We start from the raw sequence: 11,116 nt of genomic DNA, 5'->3' as shown, positions 1-11,116 counted from the left end.
CGGCGTCCTCGACGCCCCGGATGATCTCGACCGCCCAGGGGCTGTCGAGGTCGTTGAAGACGAGGTCGATCAGTCGGGCGGCGTTGGGGGGCCGACTCCCGCGGCGCCGGTAGCCGTGGTCGCGCAGCAGTCGCTCGACCCGCTCCCGGGTGTGCGGGGCGACGTCCGAGCGGCCGTTGAGGACGCGCGAGACGGTGGGTACGGACACCCCTGCCTCGGCCGCGATGGCCGCGATGGTGACCGTGCGCGTCTGGGTGTCGGACACCGACCCCTCCTCCTCGTGGACGGGCCCACCCTACGGCCAGGGGGCGTGCCCACCAGCCCCGGCCGGGTGACACCAGGACACGCCGGGCACCTGTTGTCAGGACGGTCGGTGGTTCGTAATGTGCCGCGCAGCACTTCCGGAAACTACCGACATGGCAACGATGCCGACGAGAGGTTGCGCCATGCGCTCCCAGCGGTCCCTGTCCCGAACGTTCGTCCGTTGCGCGGTGGGGGTGGGCATGCTGCCCGTCCTCCTCGGCGCCACCCTCGCCCCGGCAGCGGCCGGGGAGCGTGGTCGGGTTCCCGACCACGCCGTGGAACAACGCGTCCACAAGGCCCTCGACCGGCTCGGCCTGCGCGACGTGGCGCCGCGCGACCTGGAGATCGGCACCGCCGTCGCCGGGGGTGGGCACCACCTCGAGCAGGACTACCCCGACCCGTTCACCTACGACCAGACCTACCGCAAGGCCCTGGCGCGCGAGTTCAGCTCCCTCTCGCCGGAGAACCAGATGAAGTGGGAGTTCATCCACCCGGAGCAGGGCGAGTACAACTTCGCCCCCATGGACGCGATCGTCGAGTTCGCCCAGCGCCACGGGCAGGAGGTGCGGGGCCACACCCTGCTGTGGCACAGCCAGAACCCGGCGTGGCTGACGGAGGGCGACTTCACCCCGGACGAGCTGCGCGCGATCCTCAAGGACCACATCCAGACCGTGGTCGGCCGCTACGCCGGCAAGATCGAGCAGTGGGACGTCGCCAACGAGATCTTCACCGACGGGCCGAACCCGACTCTCCGCCCGGAGAACATCTGGATCAGCGCGCTCGGCCCGGGCATCATCGCCGACGCCTTCCGCTGGGCGCACGAGGCCGACCCGACGGCGAAGCTGTTCCTCAACGACTACGCGGTCGACGACATCGGGCCCAAGAGCGACGCCTACTACGCCCTCTCCCAGGAGCTCCTGGCCCAGGGCGTGCCGCTGCACGGCTTCGCCACCCAGGCGCACCTGAGCTTCGAGTACCCGTTCCCGGCGACGCTCGAGCAGAACCTGCAGCGCTTCGACGACCTCGGCCTGGAGACGGCGATCACCGAGCTCGACGTCCGCATGCCCCTCGGGGAGAACGGCCGGCCCACCCAGCAGCAGCTGGAGCAGCAGGCCGACTGGTACCGCTGGGCGCTGGAGGCCTGCCTCGGCGTCGAGGACTGCAACTCCTTCACCATCTGGGGCTTCAACGACAAGTACTCCTGGGTGCCGGTTTTCTTCGAGGGCACCGGCGCGGCCAACGTGATGTTCGAGGACTACACGCGCAAGCCCGCCTACTGGGCGCTGGCCGTGACCCTCGCCAAGGCCCGCTGGCTGGGCGTGCGGTGACCGACGGGATCGCCTGACCCCGGTGGGGAGCCCGGTGACTGGCCGGGCTCCCCACCGGGTAGCCGTTCGAGGCCGACCGTCCCGACGACCGAGGAGAACGGCCATGCCGAAGACCACGAAGAGCGGCGACGCGAAGCAGGACGAGATCCCCAGCACCCTGCAGCGCTCGGACGAGAAGGCGCAGCGGACCTTCGCCAAGGCGCACGACTCCGCCGCCGACTCCTACGGCGACGAGCAGCGGGCCAACCAGGTCGCCTGGAGCGCGGTGAAGCACACGCACGAGAAGGTGGGCGACCACTGGGAACCCAAGGACCACAAGGGGCCGAGTGATCCCCAGGCCGAGGGCGGCCGGGACACCGACCGGGAGACCAAGGGCGGCGTGGACGCGAACGCCTCCAAGTCCCACCTCTACGACGTCGCCAAGGAGCTGGACGTGGAGGGCCGGTCGACGATGGACAAGGACGAACTGGTCGACGCCATCCAGAAGGCCAATGACGAGAAGACCGCCGAGGCGCGGGAGAAGTGACCCGGCGACACTGACCGGGTGCACCGGGAGGAGATGAGGGCCCGCTACGAGCGGGCCAGCCAGTGGCCGTTGGTCGTCGTGGCCGTGCTGTTCGTCGTGGCCTACGCCTGGCGGGTGCTGCAGCCCGGCTTCCCGGGCTGGGTGCAGACGGTCCTGCTGGTGGTGACCGTCGGGGTGTGGCCGGTGTTCCTGGCCGACTACGTCATCCGGCTGGCGCTGGCCGAGCACCGGTGGCGGTTCGTCCGGCAGAACTGGCTCGACGGCCTGGCCGTGCTCCTGCCGCTGCTGCGCCCGCTGCGGATCATCAGCCTCGTCCGGGTCGCCCGGGTGCTCGACCGCAAGCTCACCGTCTCGCTGCACGGACGGGTCGCCTACTACGTCACCTCGATCTCCGCTCTCGTCGTCTTCATGGCCTCACTGGCCGTGTACGACGCCGAGCGGGACGCCCCCGACGCCGTCATCACCGACTACGGGGACGCCGTCTGGTGGGGGCTGACCACGATCACCACCGTCGGCTACGGCGACGAGTACCCGGTCACCGGCGAGGGGCGGCTGGTGGCGGCCCTGCTGATGGTCGGCGGCATCGCCCTGCTCGGTGTGGTCACCGCCGCGGTCGCCTCCTGGTTCGTCGGCCGGGTCGCCGACGCCGCCCATGCCCAGGACGAGGCGGACGACGCCGTGTTGCGTGCGCAGCTGGCCGACCTGACCGAGGAGGTCCGCCGGCTGCGCAGCGACCTCGCCGGGCAGCCCCTCGGCGAGCTCAGGCCGACGGGATCAGGATCAGCTCGGTCTGCCGCTGGTCCAGGTACTCCACGCCTGCAGCCGTGAGCGCGATGCCCTGCTCCAGCGCCATCCGCACCAGCTGACCGCCCCACTCCGCGACCGGCACCCGCACACACAGCTCCAGGGCGTAGACGGTGTCCGGGTGCACCGGCGCCGAGCCCGCACCGGGGACGCCGTCCTGCTGGTCCCACATCCCGATGGCCGGGCCGGCGCCGTGACCGTGCACCCCGACCGGGTGGGAGTAGACGTCGCCGTCGATGCCCGCCGCAGCTGCGGCGGCGCGGGCGGCGGCGAGCACCTCGTCGCCGGTCCGGCCCGGCTGCAGTGCTGCGGTCGTCAGGTCCTGCATCCGGTTGCCGACGCCCAGCGCCGCGACCAGCCCGGCCGGGGCGGCGCCCTCCCCGGGGCGGAGCACGTAGGCGTTGCGCTGGGTGTCGGTCATCAGGCCCAGGCTGGAGAGCCCGACGTCGCAGTGCACCAGGTCACCGGGTTCGATGACCGCGTCGTAGCGGACGCCGGGCAGCACGGTGCCGCGCTCGTCGGCGAGCGGGCTGCCGGCCCGCTGCAGCCCCACGGTGGGCTGGAACCAGGCGTCCACCCCGAGGTCGGCGAAGCGCTGGCGGATCCACCAGGCGACGTCGAGCGCCGTCGTCTCGCCCACGGTGATGACGGCCGGTGAGAACGCCTCGTCGATGACCTCGTGGGCCAGCCGGTTCAGGGCGTGCAGGGCGGCGATCTCCTCGGGCAGCCGGGTCTCCAGCCAGCCCACCGCGAGCTGCTCGGCCGAGACCAGCTCCTCCGCGTGCGGGCCCAGTGCCTGCACCAGCAGGTCGTGCTCGGTGTGGGCCAGGCCGTCGGCGTGGGCGAAGGTGGCCGAGACGTCCACGCCGATCGTGCGCGGCGCAGCCTGGTCCACGAAGCGGCGGACGGCGGTCCACTGCGACTCCTCCGCCGTCAGCCCCGGCTGCTCGTCGGCGTCCCAGGAGCTGAGGAACTGACCGACCGGGTACCGGGAGACCGCCGCGGCCGTGACGCCGTCGTCGCTGCGGTGGAACAGCAGGATGGTGCGCCGCCGGGCCGACAGCCAGGTCGCCGGCAGCAGGGTCGGGAGCACCGGGTCCTCGTTGTACTCGCGTCCGATGACCACCCACAGGTCGATCTCCGCGCGGTCCATCAGCCCAGGGAGCACGTCGAGCAGACGCTGGGTCAGCCAGCGGTCCCGGACGTCGGCCTGCTCGCGCAGCGACAGCGGCACGGTGCGGGTGGGGTCCGGGACTCCCGGCTCTGCGGTCGCGATCATGCTGGCAGGAAAGCAGACCGCCGACCGGGCCGCCCGGGGACGGTGGGTCGCCGCTCCCGCTCAGGCCATCCCGCCGCCGCCCGGACCACGCCGTGAGCCACCGGCGACCGGGGGGCGGGGGGCGAGCAGGCTGCCGGCCACGACCACCCGGTCCCGACCGCCCTGCTTCGCCTCGTACATGGCGGCGTCGGCGCGGTCGACCAGCCGCCACAGCGCGTCGGTGGGGTCCTCGCCGTCGACCGGGCCGGCCAGCGCGACCCCGATCGAGGCGGTCACCCCCCGCTGCCGTCCGCACTCGCTGTCCACGACGGCCAACCGGAGTCGCTGCGCCAGCCGCCAGGCCACGTCGGGGTCGGACACCAGCCCGAGCACGACGAGCTCCTCCCCGCCGGTGCGCGCCAACATGTCGGCCGGGCGCACGCTGGCGGCCAGGGCGTCGGACACCTCGCGGAGGACGGCGTCGCCGACAGCGTGGCCGTAGGTGTCGTTGAGCCGCTTGAAGTGGTCCAGGTCCAGGACCAGGGCCGCCACCCGCTGGCCGTCGCGCCGGGCCTGCCGCCAGATCCGTGGCGCCTGGTCGACCAGGGACCGCCGGTTCGCCAGGCCGGTCAGCGGGTCGGTGGAGGACAGCGCCTGGGTCGCCGTCAGCAGGCGCTGCACCCGCCGGCGCAGCACGAAGACCCCGAAGGTGGCGGCGTTGAGCAGCCCGGCGCTGGCCGTCACGGCGACGACGAGCCCGGCGGTGCCCGGGTAGCTGTCGGCCAGGGCGAGCCAGCAGGCCACGACGACGGCGACCATGTGCACCGCGAGCGCACGGATGCCGAGGAACCAGGCGGCGACGAGGCAGGTGAACAGCAGCATCAGGGGAGGGGCGTAGCGCAGCGGGTCGCCGGTCGCCCAGGCGAACACCACGTAGACCAGGTCGCCGAACAGCACGAGGGCGACGGTCGCGGCCTCACCGGCGCGCCGGTGCACCCCGAGGGCAGCGGCGAGCAGGAGGCAGGCGCCCAGCGTGACGGCGTAGACCGGACGGCTGGCGCCCTCGCGTACAGCTCCGTCGATGAAGAGGTTGATCGAGCCCAGGACCGCGCTCACCGCGAGCAGCACCGCCAGCGCCCCGGCGACCAGGGCGCTCTCCGGCCCCCGACCGGGGCGCAGGGGATCGAGCGCCGCACGGGTCGACTCCCCGTCGCGCCGTGTGCTGGGCGTGTGGCCCCCCGTCATGGGCAGGAGCATGCCGCAGGTGAGGGCTCAGCAGAACGGGATGGGGCGTGTCATTTCCGGAACCGGTTCTGTTGCCAGGCGCAACGGCCGGGCCCACGGCGAGGACGACCAGCGGATGCGAGGCTGGACGTCACGAGCCGGAGACCACCAGCTGGACACGACGAGCCGGACACCACGAGAGGAGCCGACGATGGCGCAGGGACCGTGGTTCTACTGCCTGAAGCACCACGCCGTCGAGACGCGGGACGGCTGTGCCGAGCGGCACCGCCTGGGCCCGTACGACGACCGTGCGGAGGCCGAGGCCGCCCTGGAGAAGGTCGCCGAGCGGAACGAGGCGGCCGACGCCGCCGACCGCGCCTGGGAGGAGGGCCGGGGCTGAGCCGACCCGCGCGGCCGGGTGCGGTCGCGCGGGGCATGATCGTCGGCAGGGGGCGTCCGTGAGGGCGCCCGGAGGATCAGGAGGAGTCGTGACGGACGGACGCGCGATGGAGGACCTCGTCGTCGGCGTGCTCGGGGGCACGGGGCCGCAGGGGCGGGGCCTGGCGGTGCGGCTGGCCGCGGCCGGGCAGCGGGTGCTGCTGGGATCCCGGGACGCCGCACGCGCCGAGGAGGTCGCCGGCGAGGTGGCCACCCGGGCCGATGCGGCCGCCGGCGGCGTCGGGGTGTCGGTCCGGGGTGGCTCCAACGACGACGTGGCCGGTGCTGCGGACCTGGTGATCGTCGCCGTCCCGTACGCCGGGCACGCCGACACCCTCGCCGAGCTGGCGACCCCGCTGGCCGGGAAGGTCGTCGTCGATTGCGTCGTCCCGATGGGCTGGGACGAGCTCGGCGCCTACGTGCTGGACGTCGCCGAGGGCAGTGTGTGCCAGCAGGCCGCCGCCCTGCTGCCGGACAGCTCCGTCGTCGGCGCCTTCCACCACCTCTCCGCCGTGACGCTGGAGGACCTCTCCCAGCCGACGCTCGAGGGCGACGTGATGGTGGTCGGCGACGTCCGGGAGGCCACCGACCTGGTGCAGGCCCTCGCCGGCCGGCTGCCGGGGATGCGCGGGGTCTACGCCGGCCGGCTGCGCAACGCCCGCCAGGTCGAGGCGCTGACGATCAACCTGGTGTCGGTCAACCGCCGCTACAAGGCCCACGCCGGCGTCCGCATCACCGACGTGTAGTCGCGCTCTTGCGGCCGGGAGGCCGCTGTCCGGGCTCGGCGCGGGGCCGGAGGCTCCCGCCGGGCCCGGACCAAGCGGCTCAGTGGCAGCCGGGACGGCTCCTGGCCGCGATGCGGCCCGGGGGGTCGCTATTCAAAAGAGTGCTCCGGCCCCGGGAAGGAGCCCTCGCGGACCTCTGCCGCGTACTCCTGGGCGGCCCGGAGCAGCTCGCCGCGCAGGTCGGCGTACTTCTTCACGAACTTCGGCACCCGCCCCGAGGTCATCCCGGCCATGTCCGGCCAGACGAGCACCTGGGCGTCGCAGTCGGGCCCGGCACCGATCCCGATCGTCGGGATGGACAGCTCCTTGGTGACCTGCCCGGCGACCTCGGCCGGCACCATCTCCATGACGACGGCGAACGCGCCGGCGTCCTGCACCGCGTGCGCGTCGGCGAGCAGCTGCTCGGCCCCGGCGCCACGGCCCTGCACCCGGAAACCGCCCAGGGCGTGCTCGCTCTGCGGGGTGAAGCCGATGTGCGCCATCACCGGGATGCCGGCCTCGCTGAGCAGCCGGATCTGCGGCGCCACCCGGACGCCGCCCTCCAGCTTGACCGCCTGCGCCCCGCCCTCCTTCATCAACCGCACCGCGGTGTCGAAGGCCTGCTGCGGGCCGGACTCGTAGCTGCCGAACGGCAGGTCGGCGACGATCAGCGAGCGCTTCGTGGAGCGGGTGACCGCCTTGGTCATCAGCAGCAGGTCCTCCACCGTCACCGGCACGGTCGAGGTGTGCCCGAGGACGACGTTGCCCGCGGAGTCGCCGACCAGCAGCACCGGGATGCCGGCCTCCTCGAACACCGCGGCCGCATAGGTGTCGTAGGCGGTGAGCATCGCCCACTTCTCGCCGCGCTCCTTGGCCTGCTGCAGGTGGTGGACGCGCACCCGGGCGGTGGCGGTGCCGCCGTAGAGGGGGGACTCGGTCATCGGGCCGCTCCTTCGCGGACGCTGGGCAGGCTCTCCCGCCAGCGGTTGGTGATCGGCAGCCGGCGGTCCCGGCCGAACGCCTTGAGCGAGATCTTGGTGCCCGGCGCGGACTGGCGGCGCTTGAACTCGGCCAGGTCGACCAGCCGCAGCACCCGGGCCACCACCTCGGGGTCGTGGCCGCGCTCGAGCAGCTGGGCCAGCCCCAGGTCACGGTCGACGTAGTCGGCGATGACGGCGTCGAGCTCCTCGTAGGAGGGGAGCGAGTCGCTGTCCTGCTGCCCGGGGGCCAGCTCGGCCGACGGTGGCTTGTCGATGGAGTCCTGCGGGATCGGCTCCACCTGGCCGCGGTCCCGGGCGTGCGCGTTGCGCCACCGCGCGAGGTCCCAGACGAGGGTCTTGAGCACGTCCTTGATCGGGGCGAAGCCACCGGCGGCGTCGCCGTAGAGCGTGGAGTAGCCGACGGCCACCTCGCTCTTGTTGCTCGTGGCCAGCAGCAGGTGGCCGTGCTGGTTGGACAGCCCCATCAGCAGCGTCCCGCGCACCCGGGCCTGGACGTTCTCCGCGGCGACGCCGGACAGCTCAACCGCGTCCTCGAACGCCGTCACGACCGGGGCGATCGGGACGACGGAGTAGTGCATGCCCAGGCGCTCCGCCGAGTCCGCGGCGTCGGCCAGGGAGTGCTCGCTGGACCACCGCGAGGGCAGCCCGACGCCGAACACCCGGTCGGCGCCCAGGGCGTCGACGGCCAGCGCGGCCACCACCGCCGAGTCGATGCCGCCGGACATGCCGAGCACCACGGAGGGCATGCCGTTCTTGTCGATGAAGTCGCGCAGCCCCAGCACCAGGGCCCGCCAGACCTCCTCGCAGTCGCTCAGCGGCTCGGCCACCGTGCCCGGCTGCGCCGGGTAGGCGGCCACCGGCTGCTCGGACACCAGGTGCCGGGTGACGGTCATCGGGCCGATCCGGCCCTGCCGTCGGTCCGGCACGGCCGCCGGGTCCACCGCCAGGTCGACGGTGAGCAGGTGCTCGACGAACTGCGGGGCGCGGGCGAGCAACTCGCCGGCGGCGGAGACGGCCAGCGAGTCGCCGTCGAAGACCAGCTCGTCCTGGCCGCCCACCTGGTTGCAGTAGACGATCGGGGCGTTCGCCTCCGCGGCGCGACGCTGGACCAGCGGCAACCGCAGGTCGTCCTTGGCGCGCTCGTAGGGGGAGGCGTTGGGGGAGACGACGAGGTCGACGCCGGCCTGCCCGGCCACCCCGCACGGGCCGCCCTCCACCCAGAGGTCCTCGCAGACGGTCAGCGCGACGTCGACGCCGTGCAGCCGCACGATCGGCAGCTCGGTGCCGGGCACGAAGTAGCGGGCCTCGTCGAAGACGCCGTAGTTGGGCAGGTGGCGCTTGTGGTAGCGGGCCACGACCTCCCCGCCGTGCAGCAGGGCGGCGGCGTTGCGCGGGGCGCCCCGGCGGGGGTTGGCGTCGCCGGGGGCGTCGTCCGCGTCGGTCGGGATCGCGTCCACCGGGGCGGGGCCGGCTCCCTCGGTGTGCGCCAGGTAGCCGACGACGACGGCGGTGCCGCCCAGGCCCTGCTCGGCCAGCGTGCCCGCCAGCTCGACCAGCGTCTGCTCGCTGGCCCGGGCGAAGGACTCCCGGAGCACCAGGTCCTCGGCCGGGTAGCCGGTCAGCGTCATCTCCGGGAACACCACGAGGTGGGCATCGCGGCCGGCGGCCCGCTGGGTCCACTCGACGACCAGCTCCGCGTTGCCCGCGAGGTCGCCGACCCGGGTGTCGACCTGGGCCAGGGCCACCCGCAACTGCCGCGCCGACTCCGCCGTCCGCTGCTGATCACTCACACCGGAGAGTGTGGTCGCCGCCCCACCCGGTCGCCCAGGTGGGGACTCCCCGGGCGGGTGTGGTTCACGCCACATGAGCGGCGGCGTGCGACCGGTCCGGGGTGCCTGTTCCGCCCGGCCCCTCCGAGGGGGCAGGCTGGGACCACGTAACACCGTTGTCACGACTGGAGTGGAGCATGGCGAGCATGGACCGCCAGCAGGAGTTCGTCCTGCGCACCCTGGAGGAGCGCGACATCCGCTTCGTGCGGCTGTGGTTCACCGACGTCTCCGGCTACCTGAAGGCCGTCGCGGTGGCCCCGGCCGAGATCGAGGCCGCGTTCGCGGAGGGCATCGGCTTCGACGGCTCGGCGATCGAGGGCTTCGCCCGGGTCTACGAGTCCGACATGCTGGCCAAGCCCGACCCGGCCACGTTCCAGGTCATGCCGGGCTCCCGTGGGCAGGCGAGCGAGACCGCGCGGATGTTCTGCGACATCACGCTGCCCGATGGTTCACCGGCCTGGGCAGACCCGCGGCACGTGCTGCGGCGGGCGCTGGGCAAGGCCGCCGACATGGGGTTCACCTTCTACACCCACCCCGAGATCGAGTTCTTCCTGCTCAAGGACCTGCCCAGCGACGGCACGCCCCCCGAGCCGGCCGACGTCGGGGGCTACTTCGACCTCTCCACGCACAACGTGGCCCACGACTTCCGCCGGGAGGCGGTCTTCGCGCTGGAGGCGATGGGCATCTCGGTGGAGTTCAGCCACCACGAGGTCGCCCCGGGCCAGCAGGAGATCGACCTGCGCTACGCCGACGCACTGTCGATGGCCGACAACATCATGACGCTGCGGCACGTCGTCCGGGAGGTGGCGCTGGCCCAGGGCGTGCACGCGACGTTCATGCCCAAGCCCTTCACCGAGCTGGCCGGCTCGGCGATGCACACCCACCTGTCGCTGTTCGAGGGCGACCGCAACGCCTTCCACGACCCGGCCGACCCGATGCGGCTGTCGACCACCGGCAAGCAGTTCATCGCGGGGCTGCTCACCCACGCCCGGGAGATGACCGCGGTCACCAACCAGACGGTCAACTCCTACCGCCGGCTGCTGGCCGGCACCGAGGCGCCCACGGCCGCGACCTGGGGCCGGGCCAACCGGTCGGCGTTGGTGCGGCTGCCCTCCTACAAGCCGAACAAGGGCAACTCCGCCCGGGTGGAGGTCCGCTCGCCGGACTCGGCGTGCAACCCGTACCTCACCTTCGCGGTGCTGCTGGCCGCCGGCCTGCGCGGCATCGAGAAGGGCTACGAGCTGCCGCCCGAGGCCGAGGACGACGTCTGGTCGCTCACCGACACCGAGCGCCGGGCCGCCGGGTACGAGGACCTGCCGGTCTCCCTCGGCGAGGCGCTCACCGCGATGCAGGGCAGCGAACTGGTCGCCGAGACGCTGGGCGAGCACGTGTTCGACTTCTTCCTGCGCAACAAGTGGGAGGAGTTCAACTCCTACCGGCAGAACGTCACCCCCTTCGAGCTGAAGCGCTACCTCCCCGGCCTGTGACCGCCCGGGGCGAGGTCACGCCGGGCCGAGATCCAGGCCGAGCAGCTGGCGCAGCGCTGTGACGTGCCCTCGGGCGGGGACGTCGTACAGCGCGTGCACGACCCGCCCCTCCTCGTCGAGGACGAACGTCGACCGCACCGTCCCCGCGTCGTCC

At 73.1% G+C, this 11,116-nt stretch carries 11 protein-coding genes; 6 read left to right on the top strand and 5 right to left on the bottom strand.

Annotated features, from left to right (window positions below):
• A partial coding sequence (locus tag G5C62_RS22355; RefSeq protein WP_164702732.1) for a LacI family DNA-binding transcriptional regulator occupies positions 1 to 265 on the bottom strand: 265 nt, incomplete at its 3' end.
• 181 nt (positions 266 to 446) lie between these two features.
• Here G5C62_RS22355 and G5C62_RS22350 point away from each other — a divergent pair.
• From G5C62_RS22350 to G5C62_RS22340, 3 genes are all read left to right on the top strand, one after another.
• A complete protein-coding gene (locus G5C62_RS22350) occupies positions 447 to 1,631 on the top strand; it encodes an endo-1,4-beta-xylanase (protein ID WP_206330793.1) in 1,185 nt (394 codons plus the stop codon).
• 103 nt (positions 1,632 to 1,734) lie between these two features.
• Complete coding sequence (locus G5C62_RS22345) at positions 1,735 to 2,157, top strand: ChaB family protein (RefSeq protein WP_036334800.1); 423 nt, start codon at positions 1,735 to 1,737, stop codon at positions 2,155 to 2,157.
• A gap of 18 nt (positions 2,158 to 2,175) precedes the next feature.
• Positions 2,176 to 2,985, top strand: a complete 810-nt coding sequence (locus tag G5C62_RS22340) for a potassium channel family protein (RefSeq protein WP_277424815.1) — start codon at positions 2,176 to 2,178, stop codon at positions 2,983 to 2,985.
• Here the strand turns inward: G5C62_RS22340 and G5C62_RS22335 are convergent.
• Together G5C62_RS22335 and G5C62_RS22330 are read right to left on the bottom strand one after the other, a co-directional pair.
• Positions 2,918 to 4,240, bottom strand: a complete 1,323-nt coding sequence (locus G5C62_RS22335; RefSeq protein WP_052091002.1) for a M24 family metallopeptidase — start codon at positions 4,238 to 4,240, stop codon at positions 2,918 to 2,920. The genes G5C62_RS22340 and G5C62_RS22335 overlap by 68 nt on opposite strands.
• A 60-nt stretch (positions 4,241 to 4,300) precedes the next feature.
• Positions 4,301 to 5,464, bottom strand: coding sequence for a diguanylate cyclase (locus G5C62_RS22330; RefSeq protein ID WP_081975266.1), 1,164 nt, complete (start codon positions 5,462 to 5,464; stop codon positions 4,301 to 4,303).
• Positions 5,465 to 5,654: 190 nt separating this feature from the next.
• Between G5C62_RS22330 and G5C62_RS22325 the strand changes: the two genes are divergently transcribed.
• Both G5C62_RS22325 and npdG read left to right on the top strand, forming a co-directional pair.
• Complete coding sequence (locus G5C62_RS22325) at positions 5,655 to 5,843, top strand: hypothetical protein (protein ID WP_036334802.1); 189 nt, start codon at positions 5,655 to 5,657, stop codon at positions 5,841 to 5,843.
• A gap of 88 nt (positions 5,844 to 5,931) precedes the next feature.
• Positions 5,932 to 6,627, top strand: coding sequence for an NADPH-dependent F420 reductase (npdG, locus tag G5C62_RS22320; protein WP_036334803.1), 696 nt, complete (start codon positions 5,932 to 5,934; stop codon positions 6,625 to 6,627).
• A 128-nt stretch (positions 6,628 to 6,755) separates the two neighbouring features.
• On the opposite strand, the gene panB is transcribed toward npdG, so the two are convergent.
• Positions 6,756 to 7,586: a 3-methyl-2-oxobutanoate hydroxymethyltransferase gene (gene panB, locus G5C62_RS22315; RefSeq protein WP_164702731.1), complete on the bottom strand. Its 831-nt coding sequence runs from the start codon at positions 7,584 to 7,586 to the stop codon at positions 6,756 to 6,758.
• The gene (locus G5C62_RS22310) at positions 7,583 to 9,436 is read right to left on the bottom strand and encodes an NAD+ synthase (RefSeq protein WP_241176063.1); all 1,854 of its coding nucleotides are present in this window, start codon (positions 9,434 to 9,436) and stop codon (positions 7,583 to 7,585) included. The genes panB and G5C62_RS22310 overlap by 4 nt, the downstream gene beginning before the upstream one ends.
• 176 nt (positions 9,437 to 9,612) lie before the next feature.
• On the opposite strand from G5C62_RS22310, the gene G5C62_RS22305 reads away from it, so the two are divergent.
• Positions 9,613 to 10,962, top strand: coding sequence for a glutamine synthetase family protein (locus tag G5C62_RS22305; RefSeq protein WP_231558041.1), 1,350 nt, complete (start codon positions 9,613 to 9,615; stop codon positions 10,960 to 10,962).
• Positions 10,963 to 11,116: the final 154 nt, after the last annotated feature.

This window comes from Modestobacter sp. KNN46-3 (assembly GCF_011039295.1).
This window is presented reverse-complemented; position numbering and strand designations above follow the sequence as displayed.